14 protein-coding genes are annotated in these 23,749 nt (G+C 69.2%); 6 read left to right on the top strand and 8 right to left on the bottom strand.

The window, feature by feature from the left end:
• Positions 1-63 precede the first annotated feature (63 nt).
• The 5 genes from N8I71_RS02945 (at position 64) to N8I71_RS02925 (ending at position 8,560) form a co-directional block, all read left to right on the top strand.
• Complete coding sequence (locus N8I71_RS02945; protein WP_262876435.1) at positions 64-1,968, top strand: sensor histidine kinase; 1,905 nt, start codon at positions 64-66, stop codon at positions 1,966-1,968.
• Positions 1,965-3,329 carry a sigma-54-dependent transcriptional regulator gene (locus N8I71_RS02940; RefSeq protein WP_316249111.1) on the top strand — a complete coding sequence of 455 codons (1,365 nt, stop codon included), beginning with the start codon at positions 1,965-1,967 and terminating at the stop codon, positions 3,327-3,329. The genes N8I71_RS02945 and N8I71_RS02940 overlap by 4 nt, the downstream gene beginning before the upstream one ends.
• Before the next feature lie 334 nt (positions 3,330-3,663).
• Positions 3,664-4,659, top strand: coding sequence for a TAXI family TRAP transporter solute-binding subunit (locus N8I71_RS02935; RefSeq protein WP_262876434.1), 996 nt, complete (start codon positions 3,664-3,666; stop codon positions 4,657-4,659).
• 116 nt (positions 4,660-4,775) lie between these two features.
• Positions 4,776-7,271 (top strand): TRAP transporter permease, encoded by a 2,496-nt coding sequence (locus N8I71_RS02930; protein ID WP_262876433.1) that lies wholly within the window; start codon positions 4,776-4,778, stop codon positions 7,269-7,271.
• A 113-nt stretch (positions 7,272-7,384) separates the two neighbouring features.
• Complete coding sequence (locus N8I71_RS02925) at positions 7,385-8,560, top strand: cytochrome P450 (protein WP_262876432.1); 1,176 nt, start codon at positions 7,385-7,387, stop codon at positions 8,558-8,560.
• Here the strand turns inward: N8I71_RS02925 and N8I71_RS02920 are convergent.
• The 4 genes from N8I71_RS02920 to lpdA all read right to left on the bottom strand — a co-directional run bounded on the left by N8I71_RS02920 (position 8,557) and on the right by lpdA (position 15,149).
• Positions 8,557-9,450, bottom strand: a complete 894-nt coding sequence (locus N8I71_RS02920; protein WP_262876431.1) for a patatin-like phospholipase family protein — start codon at positions 9,448-9,450, stop codon at positions 8,557-8,559. The two genes, N8I71_RS02925 and N8I71_RS02920, sit on opposite strands and share 4 nt — an antisense overlap.
• A gap of 148 nt (positions 9,451-9,598) precedes the next feature.
• On the bottom strand, positions 9,599-12,457 hold the full coding sequence (gene uvrA, locus N8I71_RS02915) for an excinuclease ABC subunit UvrA (RefSeq protein WP_262876430.1): 2,859 nt from the start codon (positions 12,455-12,457) through the stop codon (positions 9,599-9,601).
• A gap of 123 nt (positions 12,458-12,580) precedes the next feature.
• Complete coding sequence (locus tag N8I71_RS02910) at positions 12,581-13,711, bottom strand: MFS transporter (protein WP_262876429.1); 1,131 nt, start codon at positions 13,709-13,711, stop codon at positions 12,581-12,583.
• A gap of 43 nt (positions 13,712-13,754) precedes the next feature.
• Positions 13,755-15,149, bottom strand: a complete 1,395-nt coding sequence (lpdA, locus tag N8I71_RS02905) for a dihydrolipoyl dehydrogenase (RefSeq protein ID WP_262876428.1) — start codon at positions 15,147-15,149, stop codon at positions 13,755-13,757.
• Positions 15,150-15,348: 199 nt separating this feature from the next.
• Between lpdA and N8I71_RS02900 the strand changes: the two genes are divergently transcribed.
• Positions 15,349-17,316 carry an acetoacetate--CoA ligase gene (locus tag N8I71_RS02900; RefSeq protein ID WP_262876427.1) on the top strand — a complete coding sequence of 656 codons (1,968 nt, stop codon included), beginning with the start codon at positions 15,349-15,351 and terminating at the stop codon, positions 17,314-17,316.
• A 14-nt stretch (positions 17,317-17,330) separates the two neighbouring features.
• On the opposite strand, the gene N8I71_RS02895 is transcribed toward N8I71_RS02900, so the two are convergent.
• The 4 genes from N8I71_RS02895 to N8I71_RS02880 all read right to left on the bottom strand — a co-directional run bounded on the left by N8I71_RS02895 (position 17,331) and on the right by N8I71_RS02880 (position 23,734).
• The gene (locus tag N8I71_RS02895) at positions 17,331-17,912 is read right to left on the bottom strand and encodes a DUF924 family protein (protein WP_262876426.1); all 582 of its coding nucleotides are present in this window, start codon (positions 17,910-17,912) and stop codon (positions 17,331-17,333) included.
• A gap of 46 nt (positions 17,913-17,958) precedes the next feature.
• Complete coding sequence (locus N8I71_RS02890) at positions 17,959-19,266, bottom strand: MFS transporter (RefSeq protein WP_262876425.1); 1,308 nt, start codon at positions 19,264-19,266, stop codon at positions 17,959-17,961.
• A 79-nt stretch (positions 19,267-19,345) separates the two neighbouring features.
• The gene (queA, locus tag N8I71_RS02885; protein WP_262876424.1) at positions 19,346-20,401 is read right to left on the bottom strand and encodes a tRNA preQ1(34) S-adenosylmethionine ribosyltransferase-isomerase QueA; all 1,056 of its coding nucleotides are present in this window, start codon (positions 20,399-20,401) and stop codon (positions 19,346-19,348) included.
• 6 nt (positions 20,402-20,407) lie between these two features.
• Positions 20,408-23,734: an AsmA-like C-terminal region-containing protein gene (locus N8I71_RS02880; RefSeq protein WP_262876423.1), complete on the bottom strand. Its 3,327-nt coding sequence runs from the start codon at positions 23,732-23,734 to the stop codon at positions 20,408-20,410.
• Positions 23,735-23,749: the final 15 nt, after the last annotated feature.

The following is a 23,749-nucleotide window of genomic DNA, read 5'->3' as shown; positions in this document are numbered from 1 at the left end:
GCTCTGGCATCGCGCGCGCGCAGGCTGGTAAGCCCTTGCCGACAGGGCCATACTCGGGCGGCCATGATCGACCGCACCGCCACCGCCCCCCTGCCCGACCCGTCCGCCGCACGCCCGCGGCGCGCCTTGCGCGGGCTTCTGGCCGTGCTGGCGGCCGCGGTTCTTCTCGCCTTCGCGGCGCTGCCCCGAATCGAGGCGCATTACCTGGAGCGCGCGGGCGCGTCCGACCGGGCCACGCTCAGGCTCGCCACCGAGGTGCTGCGCGGCGCGCTGGAGCGGACCGAGGCGCTGCCCGCCCTGATCGCGGAACGCCCGATCCTCGTCCAGCTCCTGCGCGAGCCCGAGAACGCCGGCCTGGTGCCGTTCACCAACGAACTTCTGCGCCAGAGCGCGTTGTCGCTCGACGTGTCGGACATCTACGTCATGGACCTCGAGGGGCGGACCGTGGCGACCTCGAACTATCGCTCGGAGGCGTCCTTTCTCGGGCGCAACTTCGCGTTCCGCCCCTATTTCACCGAGGCGCTGTCCGAGGGCGTCGGCCGTTTCCACGCCCTCGGCACGACGTCGAACCAGCGCGGCTATTTCTTCGCCGCCCCGGTCATCGCCGAGACCGAGCGGCTCGGCGTCGTTGCCGTGAAGATCACGCTCGACGGGTACGAGGAGACCTGGGCCAACTCCGAAAGCACGATCATCGTCACCGATACGAGCAACGTGATCTTCCTGTCCGATCGTCCGGACTGGCACTTCCGGACGCTCGGCCCCGTGCCCGAACCCGCGATCGAGGCGATCGCGGCGACGCGGCAATACCCGCTCGACGCGCTGCAACCGCTTCAGGCGCGCCGGACGCCTCTCGGCCCGGACATGGAGCGGATGACCGTCACGGACGCCGAGGGGGGCGCCGAGGACTTCGTGTTCCAGACCGCGCTGATCGCCGCGCCGGGCTGGCGGGTGTCGATCCTGACGCCGACGGCGCCGGCCATAGCCCAGGCCTGGACGGTGCTCGGCCTCGTCCTGCTTCTGATTGTCGTCAGCGGCCTGATCGCGGCGGTGGTGGTGCAACGGCGCGCGCAACTGATGGAACGGCTCGCGCGGCAGCACAGCCAGCAGGCCGAACTGGAGGCCCGGGTGCGCGACCGCACGCGCGACCTCGACGAGGCCAACGCGCGCCTGCGTGGCGAGGTGGAAGAGCGCCGCGCGGCGGAGGAGCGTCTGCGCCGAACCCAGGCCGAACTGGTGCAGGCCGGCAAGCTCGCGGCACTTGGACAGATGTCGGCCGCGCTCAGTCACGAATTCAACCAGCCGCTCGCCGCGGTGAAGTCCTACGCCGACAATGCCGCGACCTTCCTCGACCGGGGGCGGGCGGCCGAGGCGCGCGAGAATGTCGGGCGCATTTCGGCCATGGCCGACCGGATGGCGACGATCTCCCGGCACCTGAGGAACTTCGCGCGCCGCCCGCAGGACAAGACCGGCCCCGTGCCGCTGGGCGCGGTGATCGCCGACGCGCTGGAACTGATGCAGCCGCGGTTGTCCAAGGCGGGCGCGGAGGTTCGCCACCTCGCGCCGGACCCCGAGACCTGGGTCCTCGGGGGGCGCGTACGCCTGCAGCAGGTCATCGTGAACCTCCTCAGCAACGCGCTCGATGCGATGGCGGACAACGACGTGCCGCGGATCGAGATGGCGCTGATTTCCGAGGGCGGGCCGGAGGATGGCACCTGCCGGCTCGATGTCCGCGACCACGGTCCGGGCCTGTCGAAGGACGCGCTCGCGCAGGCCTTCGACCCGTTCTTCACCACAAAGGAGCCGGGACAGGGCCTCGGCTTGGGGCTTTCGATCTCCTACAACATCGTGCGCGATTTCGACGGGCGCCTGTCGGTTCTCAACCACCCCGAGGGCGGCGCCGTCTTCTCGGTGACGCTGAGGCGGAGCGCGGCGCCCGCAGAGACGCAAGGCGGGATGGCGGCGGAATGAGCGGTCCGGTCATCGGGATGCCGCCGGGGCCCGTCCTTTTCGTCGACGACGAGGGCCACCTGCGCCATGCCGCGGCGCAGACGCTGCAACTGGCCGATCTGGACGTGATCCTCTGCGACCGGGCGGAGGCCGCGCTCGCGCATCTCTCGCGCGGGTTTCCGGGCATCCTCGTCACCGATATCCGCATGCCGGGGATGGACGGGCTGAGCCTGATGCGGGAAAGCCTGACGCGCGATCCCGACCTGCCGGTAATCCTCGTGACGGGCCACGGCGACGTGGAGCTTGCGGTGCAGTCGATGCGCGAGGGCGCCTATGACTTTCTCGAAAAACCATATGCCCCGGCCCGCCTGACCGAGAGCGTGGCGCGCGCGCTCGACAAGCGGCGGTTGACGCTGGAAAACCGCGCATTGCGGAGCGTGGCGGCGGCGGGCGGCGCCCTGCCCGACCCGATCGCGGCCCGCCTGAGCGGCCAGAGCGGCGCCATGCGGTCCCTTCGCGAGCGGTTGCGGGCCGTGGCCGGCACCGATGCCGACGTCCTGATCGAGGGCGCGACGGGCACCGGCAAGGAACAGGTCGCCCGCGCGCTTCACGAGGCCAGCAGGCGGGCCGGCATGCCCTTCGTGCAGGTCAATTGCGCCGCACTTCCCGAGGGGCTGATCGAAAGCGAGCTGTTCGGCCACGAAAGCGGCGCGTTTCCCGGCGCGACGCGGGCGCGTTATGGCAAATTCGAGCATGCCCGCGGCGGCACGGTCTTTCTCGACGAGATCGACAGCCTGCCGATGCCGCTTCAGGCCAAGCTTCTGCACGCCATCCAGGACCGGCAGATCACGCGGCTCGGCTCGAACGAGGCGATGCCGCTCGACGTGCGCTTCGTCGCCGCCTCCAAGCGCGACCTCGAGGCCGCCGCCGCCGCAGGCGAGTTCCGCGCCGACCTGCTCTACAGGCTGAACGTGGTGACGCTCCGGGTGCCCGGTCTCGACGCGCGGCGCGAGGACATCCCGGCGCTCTTCATGGGGTTTCTCGCCGATGCGGTGGCGCGGGCGGGACGCGACACGCCCCAGGTGCCGGGCGCCGTGCTGGCGGCGCTGGCCGCGCGCGACTGGCCGGGACATGTGCGGGAGTTGCGCAACGCCGCCGAGCGCTATGCCCTCGGCCTCGAAGGCGGGCCCGGCCAGGCCGGCCCGGGCGAAAGCCTCGCCGAACGTGTCGCGGCCCACGAGAAGGCGCTGATCGCGGCCGCGCTCGCCGCGCAGGGCGGCAGCGTCAAGGCGACCTACGAAGCGCTCGGCCTGAGCCGCAAGGCGCTCTACGAGAAGATGCAGAAACACGGTCTCGACCGGCAGGATTTCCGTCCGGACTGAAACGCCGGATGGGCCGGCACGGCCGCGGCGCGGCCCCGATCCCGCGCAATGTCACCTGTCGGTAACACAGCCGACGCGCGTTTGGGTCGATATCGACCCCTCGCCCCCTGAAAACCGCTGACGTTAGCGCAAACCGGGTCTGCAGCGGTTGCATGGCTGGGCGGATCGGTCCATCCCGCACCGCGACGGACCGGGAGGGAGCCCGGCCCGCATCAACGCCGGAAGGACGGCAGGGAGGAGACGAGACGGTCCGGACGCCGCACGCGGCGTGCCCCGTCCCGCGCATTTCCATGTCCCGACGGTGCGAACACCGACCTGGAGGGAAAGACACCCGATGAAACTGACCCGTATCGCCGCACTCGCGGCCACGACCGCGCTGACCGCCACCGCCGTCTTCGCCGACGCCCATGCCGACCGCGAAGGCTGGCCCGAAAGCTTCACCGTCGGCACCGCCTCGCAGGGCGGCACCTTCTTCGTCTACGGCTCGGGCTGGGCCAACCTCGTGGCCGAGGAACTGGGCCTGTCCGGCGGCGCCGAGGTTACCGGCGGACCGATGCAGAACATGGCGCTCGTCCATACCGGCGAGGCACAGTTCGGCATGACCACCATGGGCCCGGCCGCGGAATCGCTCGCCGGCACCAACCCGATCGCGCCCGGCCTGCAGATGACCAACGCCTGCGCCATGTTCCCGATGTACCAGACGCCCTTCTCGGTGACGGCGCTGTCTTCCACGGGCATCACGCAGATCTCCGACATCCCCGCAGGCGCACGCATCGGCTTCGGCCCCGCGGGCTCGACCTCGGACACCTACTTCCCGCGCATGATGGAAGCGCTCGGCGTCGAATTCGAGCGCCGCAACGGCGGCTGGGCCGACCTCGGCACGCAGCTGCAGGACGGCGTCCTGGACGTGATCGCCTTCGCCGCGGGCGTGCCGGTTCCGGCCGTGTCGCAGCTCGAGGTGCAGACCGACGTGAACATCATCGAGTTCACCGAGGAAGAGCAGGCCCAGATCATGGCGGCGTTCCCGGTTTCGGCCTACAACATCGCGGCCGATACCTACACCACGCTCGAGGCGCCCGCGCGCTCGGTGGCGATGTGGAACTTCGCCATCGCCAACTGCGACCTGCCCGAGAGCTTCGTCTACGCCGTCGTTGACACGGTCATGTCCGACAACGAGCGCATGGTCGGCATCCACGCCGCCGCCCGCGAGACGCTGGCCGAGCACTGGGACAAGAACGGCGTCATGATGTGGCACCCCGGTGCGGCACGCTGGTTCGAGGAAAACGCCGGGGCCGATATCCCCGACGACATGATCCACTCGGCCATGTGATCCCGGCGGGGCCCCAGGGGCTCCGCACACCAAAGAAAAAACGAGGTCGCGCCCACCCGAGGGGCGCGACCCGCACAACGAACGAGAGCGCGCGCCGGCGCCCCGGGGGACGGATCATGACGACAGAAACCACCGCCAGCGAACAGGTCCTTGCCGAGGGCGTCGACGAGGAACCCATCGAGGGGAACCGCCGCCTCTTCACGGGACGTGCGCAGCTTGTCGTCGCGCTCATCGCCACGGTCTATGCGGCCTTCCACATGATCGCGCTGAACGGCGTGTCGATCTCGGACTGGACGGGCGTCGACATCCCGTTCCTGCCCTCCCTGCCGATGGAGACGTGGAACTTCCGCATCCTGCATATCGCGGGCGCGCTCGGGCTCGGCTTCCTGCTGTTCTCGGCCCATACCTTCTCCGAGAACGGGCCCGTTCGCCCGGACACGAAGATTGTCACGCTGATCGCGGCGCTTCTGGCGATCCCCGCGCTGGTGGCCGGCGCCACGGCGATCGGTTTCGCCAACATGATCGCATCGGGCGAGATGCCGGAGATGGGCGGGCTCACCACCTGGGCCGCCTTCCCGGGGACCGAGATCTACCAGACCGAGGTGCGCTGGTTCGGCCTGCCGCTCCTTCTGGCCACCTTCGGCGCCATCGTCACCGGCTGGTTCGAGCGGCGGGGGCGTGAACGCTTCACCGCATCGGACGCCGTCCTCACGCTCTGCGGGATCGTCGTGGCGCTCTACCTCATCCCGATCTACGGCACCGCGGCGCGGAACTCCGTCGGCACGCCCTTCGTTCCGATCGGCGTGGCCTTCGCAGCGACCGCGGGCTCCGCCATGATCCTCGAGCTGACGCGCCGGGTCGCGGGCCTCGCGCTCGTCATCATCACCGGCATCTTCCTCGTCTACACCTTCACCGCGCATCTCCTGCCCGGCATCCTCGCGGTGCAGCAGCCCTTCACCTGGCAGCGCTTCTTCGGCTTCGTCTACACCGATGCGGGCATCCTCGGGCCGACGACGGCGGTCTCCTCCACCTACATCATCCTCTTCATCATCTTCGCGGCATTCCTGCAGGCCTCGAAGGTCGGCGACTACTTCGTGAACTTCGCCTTCGCCGCAGCCGGGCGCGCCCGCGGCGGCCCTGCCAAGGTCGCGATCTTCGCCTCGGGCCTGATGGGCATGATCAACGGCACCTCCGCCGGCAACGTGGTCGCCACCGGCTCGCTCACCATCCCGCTGATGAAGAAGGTCGGCTACCACAAGCGGACCGCCGGCGCGATCGAGGCCGCCGCCTCGACGGGCGGACAGATCATGCCGCCGATCATGGGCGCGGGCGCCTTCATCATGGCCGAGATCACCGGCATCCCCTACCAGGAGATCGCCATCGCCGCGATCATCCCCGCGATCCTCTACTTCGCCTCGATCTACTTCATGGTCGACTTCGAGGCCGCCAAGCTCGGCATGCGCGGCATGCGCGAGGACGAACTGCCCAAGGTGCGCGAGATGGCGCGCAAGGTCTTCCTGTTCCTGCCGATCGTGATCCTGATCGCCGCCCTCTTCATGGGCTATTCGGTGATCCGCGCCGGGACATTGGCCACCGTCGCCGCGGTCGTCGTCAGCTGGGCCCGCCCCGAGCACTTCTCGCTCTACGCCGGCGGGCAATGGACATTGCAGCGGCTCTTGGTGCTGACGATCGCGGCGCTGTCGGTCGGGCTGTTCCTGCTCTACATCCTGTCGCCCGCAAGCGAACCCGGGGCGGCCGCGCCCGCCTCCATCACCACGCTGTCGCTGATCGCATCGCTCGTCGTCGTGGTGACCTTCGCCTATATCTCCCTGCGCGAGTTCGCAGGCGGAACGGAGACCGGGCTCGGCATCAAGGGCATGCTGCGCGCCCTCGAACTGGCCGGCGTCATGTCGATCCAGATCATCGCCGTCTGCGCCTGCGCCGGCATCATCGTGGGCGTCATCAGCCTGACAGGCGTCGGGGCGCGCTTTTCCAACGTGCTGCTCGATCTCGCGGGCGTCTCGCAGCTCCTGGCGCTGTTCTTCGCCATGTGCATCGCGATCCTGCTCGGCATGGGCATGCCCACGACGGCGGCCTACGCGGTCGCGGCCTCGGTCGTCGCGCCGGGCCTCGTCCAGCTCGGCATCCCGCAACTCACGGCGCATTTCTTCGTCTTCTACTTCGCTGTCGTCTCGGCCATCACGCCGCCCGTGGCGCTGGCCAGCTATGCCGCCGCCGGCATCTCCGGCGCGAACCCGATGGAGACCTCGGTCGCCTCCTTCAAGATCGGCATCGCGGCCTTCATCGTGCCCTTCATGTTCTTCTACAACTCGGCGATCCTGATGGACGGAACGTGGTTCGAGGTCATCCGCGCAGGCATCACGGCGACCTTCGGGGTGTTCCTGCTCTCGGCCGGCGTGCAGGGCTGGTTCATCGGCGGGCGCGCGGCCTGGTTCCTCAGGGTCGGCCTCGTCCTCGCGGCGCTCTTCATGATCGAGGGCGGCCTCGTGACCGACCTTGTCGGCATCGGCGCGGCGGTGGCGGTCTACCTGATCCAGCGGGTCTTCCACCCGAGCCCCGACGCAACGATCCCGGTGCGCGGCGCGGATTGAGGAAACCCGGGCGGACGGGGCGCGCCCGGGTTCGGCGCGCCCTGCCCTTCATCTTTCCCCAAATACGCATCGCAGCCATGGCCAAGGGCACGCGGTGCTGCCAATAAGGCGCCATGAAGACGCTCCGCCAGCCGCCCACGGACGAGGCCTTCGTCCAGGATCCCTACCCGTTCTACGCCCGCGCCCGGGCCTCGGGACCGCTCGTCCACTGGGACGACTACGCCATGCCCGTGGCCACGACCCACGAGGCGGTCAACACGCTCCTGCGGGACCGGCGCTTCGGACGCGAGCCGGTCCACCCCCGCGCCATCCCCGACCACCTCGCCCCGTTCTATGCCGTCGAGGCGCACTCGATGCTGGAACTGGAGCCGCCTCGCCATACCCGCCTGCGCAGCCTCGTGCTGCGCGCCTTCACGTCGCGGCGCATCAAGGCCATGGCGCCCGAGATCGCAACGCTCGCAGGCGACCTCGCGGCCGCCTTCCCGGAGGGCGATTTCGACCTGCTCGACGCCTTCTGCCGACCGATCCCCGTCATCGTCATCGCCCGTCTTCTGGGCGTCCCCGAGGCGATGGCCCCCGATCTCCTGAGGTGGTCCAACGCCATGGTGATGATGTACCAGGCGGGACGGACGCGCGGGGACGAGGACGCGGCCGTGACCGCAACCGAGGAATTCGTGGCCTTCATGCGCGACTATGTCGACCGCCGACGCAGCGAGCCGCGCGACGACCTGATCTCGGCCCTGATCGCGGCGGAAGAGGCCGGCGACCGCCTGACCACGGACGAGATGATCACGACCTGCATCCTGCTTCTGAACGCGGGGCACGAGGCGACGGTCCACACGATGGGCAACGCGGTGAAGCTGGCGCTGGAGACCGGCACGCGCCCCGGCGCGGGAGCGGAGCGTTTCGTCGAGGAGGTGCTGCGCTTCGATCCGCCGCTGCACCTCTTCACCCGCTGGGCCTATGAGGATGTCGAGATGTTCGGCCACACGTTCCGGCGCGGCGACGAGGTGGGCCTGCTCCTCGCCTCCGCCGGCCGTGACGCCGGCGCCTACGACGCGCCGGAGGCGTTCCGGCCCGACCGGACGGACGGTCCCGCCAACCTCGCCTTCGGGGCGGGGCTGCATTTCTGCGTCGGTGCGCCGCTCGCGCGGCTCGAATTGCAGATCGCGCTGCCGATCCTGTTCGACACCTGGCCCGGCCTCGCGCTGGCCGAGGCCCCGAGCTACGCCGACATCTACCATTTCCATGGCCTCGAGGCGCTGCGCGTGCGCCGGGCCGCGCGCTAGAGGACCGCCTCGAGCGCCTTCCGGATGTCGTCGGCCGCGGCCTCGGCGGCTGCCCGGCCCGCGGCGATGGCCTCCTCGGCCTGGAAAAAGGACATGACGGACAGGCCGCTGAGGTCCACGTCGATCATCACGTCGGGGGGATCGGCCGCCAGACGCGTGCGGCGCAGGTAGTCCATCAGCATGTCGATCGAGGCGTTCACGACTTCCGTTCCCTGCGGCGCGGGCGGACCGTCGGGCTCGGACCCGAGAAGCGCGTCGGGCAGGATGCTGCCAAGCCCCTCGACGATCCCGTCCCAGAGATCGCCGCCGCGCTCGGGCACCCAGACGCGCCCGGTCGGCTTGGCGTTGGGGTTCACCGCCACGATCACGTCGGCCCCGAGCGCCCGGGCCACCGAGATCGGCACGGGGTTGGTCAGCCCGCCATCGAGCAGCCACTTGCCCTCGATCAGCTGCGGCGAGAAGAGGCCTGGCAGCGAGACCGAGGCGCGCACCGCCGGAAGGAGCGGCCCGTCCTGAAGCCAGACCTCCCGGCCCGATTGCAGGTCGGTCGCCACCGCCACGAACCGGCGCGGCAGATCGCCGATGTCGCAATCGAGACCCCACTCGCCCAGCACGTCGGCGATGCCCTTTCCGGCCACGAGACCACCCCGGGAAAGGGTGAAATCCATGAGCTTGAGGAAGGTCCCGCGCGTGAGGCCCATCGCCCAGGCCTCGAGCTCGGCCCTTGCGTCGCCCGCCTCGGCCGCCCCCACGAGCGCACCCATCGAGCAGCCCGCGATGATGTCGGCATGGCAGCCGATCTCGTCCAGTACGGAAAGGACGCCCAGGTGGCACCAGCCCCGCGCGCCGCCCGAGCCGAGTGCCAGACCGATTTTCGGTTTACGGGCCATGCCGCCACCCTTTCGTATGCCGAACCGACCCTATCGGAGCGACCGGACCACGGGAAGTCGTACCGCACGAAAAGGGGGCGCTGCCCCCTCGGCCTTGCGGCCTCACCCCCGGAGTTTTTCGCCAGGATGAAGGGGCAAGGCGCCCGCGCTATTCGGCGGCGTGCTTGCGCGCCTTCAGCATCGGCGCGAGATAGCGCCCCGTGTGGGAGCGTTCGACCGCGGCCACGTCCTCGGGCGTGCCGACCGCGACGATCTCGCCACCGCCGTCGCCGCCCTCGGGTCCGATGTCGACGATCCAGTCGGCGGTCTTGACCACATCGAGGTTGTGTTCGATCACGACGACGGTGTTGCCCTGGTCGACAAGCTCGTGCAGCACCTCGAGGAGCTTCTTCACGTCCTCGAAATGCAGGCCGGTCGTGGGCTCGTCGAGGATGTAGAGCGTGCGGCCCGTGGAGCGTTTCGACAGCTCCTTCGACAGTTTCACGCGCTGCGCCTCGCCGCCCGAAAGCGTCGTGGCCTGCTGGCCGACCTTGATGTAGCCCAGCCCCACGCGCACGAGCGCATCCATCTTCTCGCGGATCGAGGGCACCGCCTTGAAGAAGTCCTGCGCGTCCTCGACCGTCATGTCGAGCACGTCGGCGATGGACTTGCCCTTGAACTGGACCTCCAGGGTCTCGCGGTTGTAGCGCTTGCCCTTGCAGGTCTCGCAGGTGACGTAGACGTCGGGCAGGAAGTGCATCTCGATCTTGATGACGCCGTCGCCCTGGCAGGCCTCGCAGCGGCCGCCCTTCACGTTGAACGAGAAGCGCCCGGGCTTGTAGCCGCGCGCCTTGGCCTCGGGGAGGCCCGCGAACCAGTCGCGGATCGGCGTGAAGGCGCCCGTGTAGGTCGCGGGGTTCGAGCGCGGCGTGCGCCCGATGGGGCGCTGGTCGATGTCGATGACCTTGTCGAGGTGTTCGAGGCCCGTGATGGTCTCGCAGGGCGCGGGCGTCTGGCGCGCGCCGTTCAGCTTCATCGAAGCGGTCTTGAACAGCGTCTCGATGGTGAGGGTCGACTTGCCGCCGCCCGAGACCCCGGTGACGCAGACGAACCGTCCAAGCGGGAACTCGGCGGTCACGTTCCTGAGGTTGTTGCCGGTGGCGTTCACCACCGTGACGGCCTTGCCGTTGCCCGCGCGCCGTTCCGCCGGCACGCCGATCTCGCGCGTGCCCGACAGGTATTGCCCGGTGACGGAGGCGGGGTCGGCGGCAATCTCGGCCGGGGTGCCGTGGGACACGATCCGCCCGCCATGGACGCCCGCGCCGGGGCCGATGTCGAAGACGTAGTCGGCCTCGCGGATCGCCTCCTCGTCGTGTTCGACCACGATGACCGTGTTGCCCTGGTCGCGCAGGTTCTTGAGCGTGCCGAGCAGCCGGTCGTTGTCACGCTGGTGGAGCCCGATGGAGGGCTCGTCGAGGACGTAGAGCACGCCCGTGAGGCCGGAACCGATTTGCGAGGCGAGCCGGATGCGCTGGCTTTCCCCGCCCGAAAGCGTGCCGGCGTTCCGGCTGAGCGTCAGGTATTCGAGGCCCACGTTGTTGAGAAAGCCCAGCCGCTCGCGGATTTCCTTCAGGATCGCGCGGGCGATCTCGTTCTTCTGCTTCGAGAGGTGCCGGGGGACCGTCTCGCACCAGGCGAAGGCCTCGCGGATCGACATCTCGACGACCTGGCCCACGTGCAGGCCCGCGATCTTGACCGCCAGCGCCTCCTCCCGCAGGCGATAACCGCCGCAGGCGCCGCAGGGGCGGTTGTTCTGGTAGCGCTCGAATTCCTCGCGGATCCAGGCGCTGTCGGTCTCGCGGTAGCGGCGCTCCATGTTGGGGATGACGCCCTCGAAGGTGCGCTTCACCTGGTAGACGCGCCCGCCCTCGTCGTAGCGGAACTGGATTTCCGTCTCGCCGGAGCCGCGCAGGAAGACCTGTTGAACCTCCTCCGGCAGGTCCTTCCACGCGGCCTTCGGATCGAAGCCGTAATGCCGCGCGATGGCCTGGATCGTCTGCAGGAAATAGGGCGACTTGCCCTTGCGCCAGGGCGCGATGGCGCCGTCCTCGAGGCTGAGGGCCGCATCGGGCACCATCAGGCGTTCGTCGAAGAAGAGTTCGACGCCGAGGCCGTCACAGGACGGGCAAGCGCCGAAGGGCGCGTTGAACGAAAAGAGGCGCGGCTCGATCTCGGGGATGGTGAAGCCCGAGACGGGACAGGCGAAATTCTCGGAGAAGGTGATGCGCTCGGGCTCCCCTTCGGCCGGGGCCGTTTCCAGGATCGCGATCCCGTCGGCGAGGTCGAGCGCAGTGCGGAAACTGTCGGCGAGCCGCGTCTCCGCCCCCTCGCGCACCACGATGCGGTCGACGACGACGTCGATGTCATGGCGGAACTTCTTGTCGAGGGTCGGCGGATCGTCGAGCTCGTGGAACTGTCCGTCCACCTTCACGCGCTGAAACCCCTGTTTCCTGAGTTCCAGGAACTCCTTGCGGTATTCCCCCTTCCGGTCGCGCACGATGGGCGCGAGGAGATAGGCGCGCGTGCCCTCCTCCATCGCCATGACGCGGTCGACCATGTCCTGCACCTGCTGCGCCTCGATGGGCTGGCCGGTGGCGGGGCTGTAGGGGGTGCCGGCGCGGGCGAAGAGGAGACGCAGGTAGTCGTAGATCTCCGTCACCGTGCCGACGGTCGAGCGCGGGTTCTTCGAGGTCGTCTTCTGCTCGATCGAGATGGCGGGCGAGAGGCCGGAGATATGGTCGACGTCCGGCTTCTGCATCATGTCGAGGAACTGGCGCGCATAGGCGCTCAGGCTCTCGACATAGCGGCGCTGGCCCTCGGCATAGATCGTGTCGAAAGCCAGCGAGGACTTGCCCGACCCCGACAGCCCCGTGATGACCACGAGCCGGTCACGGGGAATGTCCAGGTCGATGTTCTTGAGGTTGTGCTCGCGTGCGCCGCGCACCTCGATTGACTTCAGCTCGGGCATGCCGCCAATCCCCGGTTAACCACTCGGTCATACCTAGGGGAGCCTCGGCGAGTCTCCAACCGAAAAATGAGAACGGAAAGTGAACAGGCCGAGTTCCGCACAGGAACATTGGCGCGAGGAGGGTCAGACAGGGCGGATCGGCAGCGCGCGGGCGGCCGCGCGATAGGCGATCGCGGTCATCCCGGCGCCCACAAGGCCGATGACCAGGGCCATCGGGATCGCGGCGCCGAGCCCGAGCGCGGCAAGCACGGGCGTGCCCGAGAACGTGCCGACATTGCCGAGCTGCGCCAGCGCTCCGTTGGCGAGGGCGCGGTCCGAATTGGTGCTGTTGAGCCAGGGAACGGCCGCGAACCCCGCGCCGGCGACGATGCCCGAGACCGCCATGGCGACGATGGCCACCCAGGGCGCGAGCGGCCCGGCGAGCCAGGTCAGCGCGAAGAGCGCGACCACCGCGAGAAACCCGCCCCAGACCAGACGGCCCGGCACGATCCGGCGCGCGAGCGGCCCGGTCAGGAGCGAGCCCGTGAGGCCCGCCAACGGCAGGACGGGCGAGAGCCAGGGAGCCTCAAGCGCGGCGGGAAGGTAGGTGACGAGCGCGAGGAACATCATCGCGTAGATGCCGTGGCCGAGGCCCGGCGCGAAGAGACGCGGGGTGGTGTAGATCGTGAGATGATCGGCAATCCTCGGCAGCGGCCGGCGTTCGTTCGTGACGCCGCGCGGCAGCATCCACCACAAGAGCAGCGCCAGCGCGGCGGCCAGGCCACCATGGACCGCGAAGACGGTCCCTGCCCCGGCCCGTCCGATAACGAGCGCCGCAAGGGTGAAACCCACACCGAAGAACGTCGCCCAGATGCCCATGACGAAGGCCCGGTCACGCTCTGCCGCCAGCGCCGCCGCCAGCGTCGGGATCGCCACGACGAGCAGGAGATGCCCCGCGCCTTCCACGACGCGCAGCCCCATGAGTAGCGGGAAGGCCGGAAGGATCGCCTGCGCACCGCCCGCGACCGCCGAGATGACAAGGCCGATGAGGATCGCGCGCCGCGCCCCGATCGCCGCCGTGATCCCGCCCGCGAGCACACCGAACAGGATGCCCATGACCGCAACGCCCGACACCGCGAAGGCCACGGGGGCCCCGGGATAGGCCTGCGCCAGCGCTCCGAGGGTGAGGGACACCTTCGCGAACTGTCCCGCGGCGAGCAGCCCGCCGAGGTAGAGCGCGCCCATCAGGGGCCAGGGCGTGCGCCCGTCCTGCATCTGCCGTCCTCTCGCCCTGCGCCCCGGCACAGGGGCGACGGCTTCAGATATGGATCACGCGGTCATAGGCGTCGAGAACGGCCTCGTGCATCGCCTCGGAGATCGTCGGATGCGGGAAGACCGTGTGCATCAGGTCCTCTTCCGTGGTCTCGAGCTGCTTGCCCACGACATAGCCCTGGATCATCTCGGTCACTTCCGGCCCGATCATGTGCGCACCCAGAAGCTCGCCGGTCTTGGCATCGAAGATCGTCTTGATCATGCCCTCGGGATCGCCGAGCGCGATGGCCTTGCCGTTGCCGATGAAGGGGAAGCGGCCGACGCGCACCTCGTGCCCGCGCTCCTTCGCCTTGGCCTCGGTCAGGCCGACGCTCGCCACCTGCGGGTGGCAGTAGGTGCAGCCCGGGATGCTCTCGGGCTTGACCGGATGGACCTTCTTGCCCGCGATGATCTCAGCGACCATGACGCCCTCGTGGGACGCCTTGTGCGCGAGCCAGGGCCCGTTCGTCGCGTCGCCGATGACGAAAAGCCCCTCGACCCCCGTCCGGCAATGGTCGTCCGTGACGACGAAGCTGCGATCGATCTTCGCGCCCAGCGCTTCCAGACCGAGGTTCTCGGTGTTGGCGACGATCCCCACGGCGGAAATGACCGTGTCGAAATCCATCGTCTCGACCTTGCCGCCGACCTCGATATGCGCAGTCACCTTGTCGGCCTTGCGGTCGAGCTTCTTCACCATGGCCTTGGCCATGATCTTCATGCCCTGCTTCTCGAAGCTCTTCTTGGCGAAGGCGGAAATCTCGGCGTCCTCGACGGGAAGGATACGGTCCATGACCTCGACCACCGTCGTGTCGGCGCCGAGCGTGTTGTAGAAACTCGCGAACTCGATCCCGATGGCGCCCGAACCGATCACGAGAAGCTTCTTGGGCATGTGCGGGGGCACGAGCGCGTGCTTGTAGGTCCAGACACGCTTGCCGTCGGCCTCGAGCCCAGGCAATTCGCGCGCGCGCGCCCCGGTGGCGAGGATGATGTTCTTCGCTGTCAGGTCCTCGGTGCCCTTCTCGGTCTTCACGCTGACCTTGCCCTGCGCGGGCAGCGTCGCCTCGCCCATGAAGACCGTGATCTTGTTCTTCTTCATCAGGTGGCCGACGCCGGAATTGAGCTGTTTGGCGACACCCCGCGAGCGCTTCACCACGGCGTCGAGGTCGTAGCCGATATTGTCGGCCGACAGTCCGAATTCCTTTGCGCGGTGCATCAGGTGGAAGATCTCGGAGGACCGCAGCATCGCCTTCGTCGGGATACAGCCCCAGTTGAGGCAGATGCCGCCCATGTGCTCGCGTTCGACGATGGCCACCTTCAGGCCAAGCTGGCTGGCGCGGATGGCGGCCACGTAGCCGCCGGGACCCGCCCCGATCACGATGACGTCGAAATTCTGTGCAGCCACGTTCGATCTCCCGCGGAAAGTCGTTTGTTTACCCTTAAACAATCTGCCAATCCGGCGCAAAGGCCGATCGGTCGCAGGCGGGCGGCATTGCACGTGGGTCATGGCTGCGGCGGGCGGGCGGGATTTTTCCTTTGGCCGCCCGCGCACGGGCGCTACGCTTCTTCCGGCACCCCTGCGCCCCCCTACGGAGATCCGGAAGATGCCCGACGCAACCGCGCCCGCCTGGACGCCCCGACCGGATTTCGCCGCCGCCAGCCGCATGGCCGCCTTCATGGACTGGGCCGGACAGCGCACGGGCAGGACTTTTCCGGACTATCACGCGCTGTGGGCGTGGTCAGTCGAGGATCCGGGCGCGTTCTGGCTGGCCTTCGCGGAATGGCATGGCCTGGCGTTCGGGTCACCGCCCGGCGCGGGCCTCGCACGCGAAGCGATGCCGGGCGCCGAGTGGTTTCCCGGCGCGACCCTGAACTTCGCGGCCGAGGTCCTGCGAAATGAAAAGCCAGGCCGCATCGCGATCCGCCACGAGGCGGAGGACGGGACGCGGCATGAGTTGGCATGGACGGACCTCGCCGAACGTGTCGCCACGATGGCGGCCGCCTTGCGCGGGATCGGCGTTGAAACGGGCGACCGCGTCGTCGGCTACCTGCCGAACACGCCCGACACGATCGTCGCTTTCCTCGCCTGCGCCTCGATCGGGGCCACCTGGTCGCTCTGCGCGCCGGACATGGGCGCGCCCACGGTGCTGGAGCGGTTCCGCCAGATCGGGCCCAAAGCGCTCATCACCGCGTCGGGCTACCGCTTCGGAGGCAAGTGGCATGACCGAAGCGCGGAGGTCTCCGCCCTTCTCGAGGGCCTGCCGAGCGTCGCGCACTGGATCACGATGGATGCCGCCGAGGCGGTGGAGCCGGGCCACGTGCAGCGCCACGACTGGCACCGGCTGATGGCCGGGGGCGAGCGTGCCGCGCCCTTGATGCTGCCCTTCGATCATCCGGTCTGGGTGGTCTATTCCTCCGGCACGACCGGAAGTCCCAAGCCCATCGTGCATGGCCATGGCGGCGTGATCCTCGAACTCGCCAAGCTAGTGGGGCTGCATTGCGATGTCGGTCCCGATGACACCTTCGCATGGTATTCCTCGACCGGCTGGATCATGTGGAACGCGCAGGTCGGCGGGCTGTTGACGGGGGCGACCATCGCGCTCGCGGAGGGGAGCCCCGGCACGCCCGACATGGGCCGTCTGTGGCGCTTTGCGGAGGCCATGGGCGTCACCGTCTTCGGCGCGGGCGCGGCCTATTACACCGCTTGCATGAAGGCGGGCACGGTTCCCCGGAACGAGGCGGACCTCAGCCGGATCAAGCTCATCGGTTCCACCGGGTCGCCGCTTCCGCCGGAAGCCTACGCATGGCTCTACGAGACCATCCGGGACGACCTCTGGATTTCGCCCATAGCGGGCGGCACGGACCTCTCCGGCGCCTTTCTCGCGGGCAGTCCCACCCTGCCCGTCCATGTCGGCGAGATGCAGGCGCGCGCGCTTGGCGCCGCGGTCGAGGCCTTCGACGAGGACGGCAACCCGGTGGAGAACGACGTGGGCGAACTGGTCTGCACGCGGCCGATGCCGTCGATGCCGCTCTGCCTCTGGGGCGACACGGACGGCACACGGCTCCGCGGCAGCTATTTCGACACCTATCCCGGCGTCTGGAGGCAGGGAGACTGGGTGCGCATCACGCCCCATGGCGGCGCGATCATCTACGGCCGCTCGGACGCCACCATCAATCGCCATGGCATCCGGATGGGCACCGCCGACATTTACCGCGTGGTCGAGGACAACCCGGCCGTGGCCGACAGCCTCGTGGTCGATCTCGAATACCTCGGCAGACCGTCGTGCATGATCCTGTTTCTCAAGCTCGCGCCGGGATCGGGGTGGTCCGAGGCGCTGAAGACCGAGATCCTTCAGGCCCTGAAAAGCCGCGTGTCCCCGCACCATGTGCCCGACCGGATCGCCGTGGCCCCCGACATTCCCTACACGCTGACCGGGAAGAAGATGGAGGTGCCGATCAAGAAGCGCCTCCTGGGCCGGGCCATGGCGGATGTCGCGACCCCCGACGCGATGGCCAATCCCGGCTGCCTCGACTGGTTCGACCGCTTCGCCGAGGATCACCTGGCCGGGTGATCCCCGATCCGCCGTCAGGCGTCCTTCAGCTCGTTCAGGATCGCACCGTAACCGCCCTCGTCGAGGAACGCGCGCTCGGCCTCGCTCGTCTTGCGGCCCAGCGCCTCGTTCCGGTAGGGAAACCGGCTGAAGCGCCGGATGATCTCCCGGTGGGCGCGCGCATGCAGAAGGTTGTCGGTGCCCGCCATCCGCTCGGCCATCAGGCGCACGCAATGATCCTGGTCAGTCAGACGTTCCGAATGCATGAACGGCATGTAGAAGAACTGACGCTCGGGCGGGTCGATGCGCAGGTCCCAGCCCCGGTCGATCGCGTAGCATGCCGTCGACAGCGCGCGGTCGTCGCTGGCGAAGGCACGCGGGTCGCCCCGGAACATGTTGCGCGGAAACTGGTCCAGAAGCACGATCAGCGCCAGGGCGCCCTGCGGGTTCGTCGCCCATTTCTCGTCCAGACCGCCCCCGGCCCCCTCCTCCCAGAGCGCCCCGAACCGGTCCCTTATCACGGCGTCGAACGCATCGTCCTGCCGATACCAGGCCTCGGGTCCCGCCCCGAGCCAGAAATCCAGGACCGTCTTGGGTCCTGTTGCGGAAGTCTCCATGCTGCCCGTTCCTCCCTTGCCTTCTCCGTCCCGCGAAACGCGGAACTCACTGTGCGGACTTCTCCGCGTCCGCCCGCGCCTCCTCGGCGTTTTCGGCCTGTTCCTCGGCCGCCTCCGCATACAACTCCTGCGCGGCCTCCACGGCAACCATCGAGGCGGCGCCGGGCATGAGCGAGGCATAGGAGACCGCCTCGTAGTCCTCCTCGTCGGCATAGAGGGACGCGCGCTGCGTCATGCGCCACAGGCCGTAGGCCGTGATCAGCAGCAGGACCGCCGACATGAAGAGCCAGAAGCCCCCGGGCCCGATCTGCGCCATCAGGATGCCCATGATCGGCGGGCCCGCGATGGCGCCGAGCCCGTTCACGAAGACAAGGCCGCCCGAGGCCCCCGCCATGTCCTCGACCTCAAGATAATCGTTCGTGTAGGCGATCAACATGGCATAGAGCGGCTGCGTCAGCCCGCCGGACAACACGCCGATCGCGATGAGCACCGGGTAGATGTCGGCGAACAACACGCCGCCCAGCCCCACGATCCCGCCAAGCGCCGAGGCCCCCACGATCAGCTTGCGCCGGTCCATCCGGTCCGACAGCCAGCCGATCGGATATTGCAGAAAGATCGCGCCGACGAAGAACGACGAGATGAACCCAGAAAGCTGCCCGAGGCTCAACCCCTGCTCGGTGGCATAGACCGCTGCCATGGCGAACTGCCCGGCGAAAACCGCGCCCATCAGCGTCATGCCAACCACGCCGAAGGGCGAGGCGTCGTAAAGCCGCCTGAGACTCATCGGGCGCGAGGCCTCGAATGCCGGTGTCGGCGAGACCGACAGCAGGATCGGCGCGAAGCTGAGCGATACGAGGATCGAGGGGATGATGAACAGCAGGTACCCCGAGGGATCGCCCGCCGACAGGATCGCCTGCGCGCCCACGAGGCCGAACATCTGCACCAGCGAATAGGCCGACAACGACTGGCCCCGCGTTTCGTTGGTGGCCGCGTTGTTGAGCCAGCTCTCGGCGGTGACGTAGACCCCCGAGAGCGCGAAGCCGATGAGCACGCGCAGCGCCATCCAGGCATAGGGGTCTGTGATCACCGGATAAGTTATCAGCACCGCCGAGATGAGCGAGCCGAGCGCGGCGAAGACCCTCACGTGGCCGACACGGGCGATGATCCGGGGGGCGACGCGGCTGCCGCCGAGGAAACCCACGAAATAGGCCGAGGCGACAAGCGAGATCTCGAAGGTCGAGAACCCCTCGATGGCGCCGCGCACACCCATCAGCGAGCCCTGCAGGCCGTTGCCGATCTGCAGGATGAACATGCCCAGAAGCAGCGCCCAGGAAGCGCGCAGAACAGACAGCATGGAGGTGGTTCCTTCCCTTCGATCCGCGTCTGCGCCGGTCTCCGGCCCAAGCCTCGCGATGCGAGACCCCTCCCGTCTGTCAGATTCGCGACGGAATCAGAAGGGAAGCGTCGCCATAGGAAAAGAACCGGTAGCCCGTGGCGACGGCATGGGCGTAGATCTCCATCACCCTGTCGCGCCCCATCAGCGCCGAGACCAACATCATGAGCGTGGACTTCGGCAGGTGGAAATTGGTCATCAGAGCGTCGGTCACCTTCCAGGCATAACCGGGGTAGATGAAGATGTCGGTGTCCCCCTCGAAGGGCCGCATCGTGCCGTCCAGCGCCGCCGCCGTCTCGATCAGTCGCAGCGCCGTGGTGCCGACTGGGATGATCCGGCCGCCCGCCGCGCGCGTCGCGTTGATCTCGTCGGCCGCCTTTTCGCGCACCTCGCCCCACTCGGCGTGCATCCTGTGGGTGGTCACGTCCTCCACCGTCACCGGCAGGAAGGTCCCCGCACCGACATGAAGGGTCACGAAGGTGAAGTCGATCCCGGCCCCGGTCAGCGCCTCGATCAGAGCCTCGTCGAAATGGAGCGAGGCCGTGGGTGCGGCCACCGCGCCCGCGCGCTTCGCCCAGATCGTCTGGTAATCCTCGCGGTCGCGCTCGTCGGGTGCCCGCTTGCCCGCGATGTAGGGCGGCAGCGGCATCGCGCCCGAGGCATTCAGCGCAGCGTCGAAATCCTCGCCCGCAATGTTGAAGCGAAGCCGGAGCCGCCCCTCCAGCGATGCCACCTCGGCGGACAGCTCGGGCGAGAAGACGACCGTTTCCCCAAGCGCCAGCTTGCGCATCGGCTTGGCGAGCGCCGACCACGTGCCGTCCGCCTGCGGCTCCATCAGCGTGACCTCGATCTTCGCGGTGACCGGCCCTTGCGCGCTCGACCGCGTGCGCTTGCCGGTCAGCCGCGCGGGGATCACGCGGGTGTCGTTCAGGATCAGCCGGTCGCCGGGGCGCAGGATCGCCGGCAGGTCGAAGACATGGGCGTCACGGGTCATCGGACCGTCGGCCACCAGCAGGCGCGCGGAGGAGCGCGGACGCGCGGGCCGCGTCGCGATCAGCCCCTCGGGCAGGTCGAAATCGAAATCGTCGAGTTTCATCTTGGCTCAGTTCGAGGGCGTTTCTGTCAATTCGGGCGGCGGGCGGCGGAAGATCTCCCGGAAGATGCCGGGCGTCAGGATCGACAACGGGTTAACCGCCACGTTGCTCTGATCGCCGACACCGGTCAGCCGGTAGGAAAACCCGAACAGCCCCTCGCGCCGTGGCGCGAAGAAGGCGCCGACGAGCCCATTGACCATGTAGAGCGGCGAGACAACCCCCTGCATCTCGTAACGCCGGGTCGGGATGTCGTAGATCCCGTCCATCGAGATGCCGAGCGAGGGGCCGACCGCGGTCCCTTCCGCCAGGGTCAGGCGGTCCGGCGACAGCCGGAAGCGCGCATCGACCGTGCCGAGGTTGATCCCCTCGCCAGAAAGCTGCTCCAGCAGGCCCACGACCGAGATGAGATTCAGAAGCTCCGCCATCGCCGGCGCGTCCCGGAGCCTTGGCCCATCGATCCGGAGCGTCCCGTCATAGGTGCGACGCGGCCCGGCCGACTGCAAGCCGAGGGTCATGCGCCCGCCATAAGCGGTACGGAAGATGCCGGCCGCGCGCAGGACCGCGCCGCCATCCTCGGACTGGATGCGGATGTCCGGCCCGTTCGCGCCGCGCAGGATCGCCCCCGCGATCTCCGCCTCGCCGTTGACCGCCGCCCGGAACTCTCCCTGCAGGCCGCCGCCGCCCGTGTCGAAGCTTCCCGAAAGCCCCGTCAGCGCGATGCCGCGCGACACCTCCAGCCGGTCGAGCCGGACCGAAAGCGGCGCCGTCCCCTCGCCCGCGCCGGACGACAGCTCGGGCGCCCGGTCGAGACTGACCGTGCCGCCGGTGATCTCGATGGCCGGCGCGATGCCCGGACCGCGCCCCACGAGCGCGCCCTGCACGTCGACCCATTCGCCCGCCACCAGCCGCGCCGCCGTCAGCCGGGCAAGCCCGCCCCCCGGCAGGAGCGTGGCCCCCGCATCGAGCGACAGCCCCGGCGCGTCGAGATCGAGCGCGGTGACCTCGGGCTCGGGACCGAGCATGATCTCCGCCGAGAGGCGCCCCGTCGTGCCCTGCCCGATCCGCCAGCCGAGCGCGGGCACCGACATGGCGAGACCGTCGAGATCGCTCTCGACGGAGAGCCGCGCGGGTGCCCCGTCCGGCATGTCGAGAACCACGTCCGCCGCGCCCTGTCCCGACATGAGCCAGTCCGGCAACGCCACGCCGAGCCGCGCCAGCCCCTCCCGCGTCAGGGGCGCGCGGGCCTGCAACCGCGAGGCCCTCGGCGCGTCGGGACCGATCGGCCGCTCGAACGTCCCGGCCAGGGGAACACCCGACAGATCGGCCGGTCCGCTCACGCGGAGCAACTCCGGGTCGAGCGAAACGGTCAGGCGTTCCGCCGAAAGCTGCCGCCCGGGGACGAGGCCGTCCGATGCGAAACCGCTCACCTCGGCGCGGCCCTCCAGCCCCAGTTCGGCCAGCGTCGCGGGTGTGTCGCGGCGTTCCAGCCGGCTGGTGAAGGTCGTCGTGAGCGCAACGTCGCCCGTGCCGATGCGGTCGATCTCCAGTTCGCTGTTGCGGAAGACCCGGAAGGGCGGGCCTTCGAGCACGCCGAGGAGCGCCTGAAGTCCGCCGCGCCCCTCGATGCGGAAGCGTGCGTCCGGGCCACGCCGCGTCACGTCGGCGACCTCCATCAGGCTTCCTCCGAGGTCGATCCCCGGCGCGCCGTCCCCTCCGGCCGACATCACGCCACCGTCGAGCCGCAGCATCAGGCCCGGACCGTCGAGTTCCAGATAGCCGGATGCACCGCGCACCGGAGGCCCCTGGCGCAACGGCGTCATCTCGAGCCCGTCGAAATCGGCCTGCAGGTGGCGCAGAAGCGGCATCCCGGGCCGCGCCCGGACCGCGAAATCGACGCCCGAAAGGCGGCCCCTGGCGATGTTGCGCTCGATCCATTCGCGCGTTTCCGGCACGACGGACACCGGCCAGTAGGAGAGCACCGTCGCGAAATCCGTTTGGGCCACCGAAGCGTCCACGGCGACCGCGAGCCCCGTGGCCTCGGCCGAGGCGCGGCCGCGCGCAACCAAGCGGAAGGCGCCGTCGTGAAGGACGGCCTCGCCCAGCTCGACGCTCAGTTGCGGCGCGAGCGTCAGGCGCAGATCGACCGTCGCCCCCTCGATCCGGAGCGGTTCGGGATAGAGCCCGGCCGGCCCCACCTCGATGTCCGAAAGGCGGAACTGGGTCACGAAGGAACTGCCGTCCGGCGCCACGTCGGCATGCCCCGCCGCGTCGAAGGCGAGACCCGGAGCATCGAGACGGAAGGCGGAGAAGGCGATCCGCCGCGTATCGGGGTCATAAACCATGTCGGCGGCGATCCGGTCGAACTCCAGCGGTGCCGCGTTCTCGGCCAGCGAAACGCGCCCCGCCCCGATATCGAGCCGGGCCTCGAGGTCCCCGACCGTGCCATCGTCGAAGAGCGACAGCGCAAGCCGCCCCGAGATCGGAGCGCGCACAGGGTCGAGCCAGCCGAGCGCAGGGCTCGCCGTGCCGAGATCGCGCGCGGCGAGGTCGCGGAAGACGGTGGCGATCTCGGTCTCGCCGTTGCCCGCGCTGCGCAGAACGGCGATGTCGAGGATCGTGTCGCGGCTGCCCGACAGCGCGCCGCCCACCGTCAGCGCCAATTGCCCGCCACTCCGCGTCAGCCGGGCGGTCGCGCTTTCGATGCGCATGATCTGGCCGGTCATCTCGTCGGCGAGGGAAAGCTGCAGACCGGTCGCGGTGACCTCCTGCAAGGCGTCGAAGACCGGTGAGGAGAACATCGCGTCGAGCCGCGCCATCGTGTCGGGAACCGTCACCCTGGCCGGCGAAGCGGCCCCGGACAGGTCGAGATCGAAACGCCCCGCACCATCCCGCGACAGCCGCAGGCCGGCACCCGCGATCTCGACGCGGCGCGGCCGGACCTGCCCGGACAGAAGCGGCGCGGGATCGATCAGGACGCGGACCGCGGGAAAGGCCGCACGCGGCGCGCCGCTGCGATCGCTGAGCCGCAGGTTGCGGAACTCCAGCACCGGGGCGCGGCCGCCCTCGGGCAGGTCGAGCGCCACTTCGCCGATCTGGAGCCGCCCCGCCGCCATGCCGTCGTCGATCCGCGCTTCGATCCGGTCGCGCAGTGTCTCGGGCAGGGTCAGCGGCCCCATCGTCAGCCGCAGCCAGAGCCCGCCCGCCAGCGCCAGGGCCGCCAACGAGAGAAAGCCGAGGGTCCAGCCCAACCACCAGAGCATGCCGCGCGCGCGCGCCACTTCGGCGTCCGCGGGCGCGGGTGTCGGGCCGGCCATCTGGTCGGTGTCGTCCTGCATCGCTGGGGCGGGGTC

It is taken from the genome of Roseicyclus sediminis, from assembly GCF_025515305.1.
Taxonomy (GTDB): domain Bacteria; phylum Pseudomonadota; class Alphaproteobacteria; order Rhodobacterales; family Rhodobacteraceae; genus Roseibacterium; species Roseibacterium sediminis.
This window is presented reverse-complemented; position numbering and strand designations above follow the sequence as displayed.

Coding starts and splice junctions, on each gene's coding strand:
- N8I71_RS02920 (WP_262876431.1), bottom strand. CDS start 9,450: ATGGCCCGTAAACCGAAAATCGGTCTGGCACTCGGCTCGGGCGGCGCG.
- N8I71_RS02935 (WP_262876434.1), top strand. CDS start 3,664: ATGAAACTGACCCGTATCGCCGCACTCGCGGCCACGACCGCGCTGACC.
- queA (WP_262876424.1), bottom strand. CDS start 20,401: ATGAAACTCGACGATTTCGATTTCGACCTGCCCGAGGGGCTGATCGCG.
- N8I71_RS02945 (WP_262876435.1), top strand. CDS start 64: ATGATCGACCGCACCGCCACCGCCCCCCTGCCCGACCCGTCCGCCGCA.
- N8I71_RS02925 (WP_262876432.1), top strand. CDS start 7,385: ATGAAGACGCTCCGCCAGCCGCCCACGGACGAGGCCTTCGTCCAGGAT.
- uvrA (WP_262876430.1), bottom strand. CDS start 12,457: ATGCCCGAGCTGAAGTCAATCGAGGTGCGCGGCGCACGCGAGCACAAC.
- N8I71_RS02880 (WP_262876423.1), bottom strand. CDS start 23,734: ATGCAGGACGACACCGACCAGATGGCCGGCCCGACACCCGCGCCCGCG.
- N8I71_RS02895 (WP_262876426.1), bottom strand. CDS start 17,912: ATGGAGACTTCCGCAACAGGACCCAAGACGGTCCTGGATTTCTGGCTC.
- N8I71_RS02900 (WP_262876427.1), top strand. CDS start 15,349: ATGCCCGACGCAACCGCGCCCGCCTGGACGCCCCGACCGGATTTCGCC.
- N8I71_RS02930 (WP_262876433.1), top strand. CDS start 4,776: ATGACGACAGAAACCACCGCCAGCGAACAGGTCCTTGCCGAGGGCGTC.
- N8I71_RS02890 (WP_262876425.1), bottom strand. CDS start 19,266: ATGCTGTCTGTTCTGCGCGCTTCCTGGGCGCTGCTTCTGGGCATGTTC.
- N8I71_RS02940 (WP_316249111.1), top strand. CDS start 1,965: ATGAGCGGTCCGGTCATCGGGATGCCGCCGGGGCCCGTCCTTTTCGTC.
- N8I71_RS02910 (WP_262876429.1), bottom strand. CDS start 13,711: ATGCAGGACGGGCGCACGCCCTGGCCCCTGATGGGCGCGCTCTACCTC.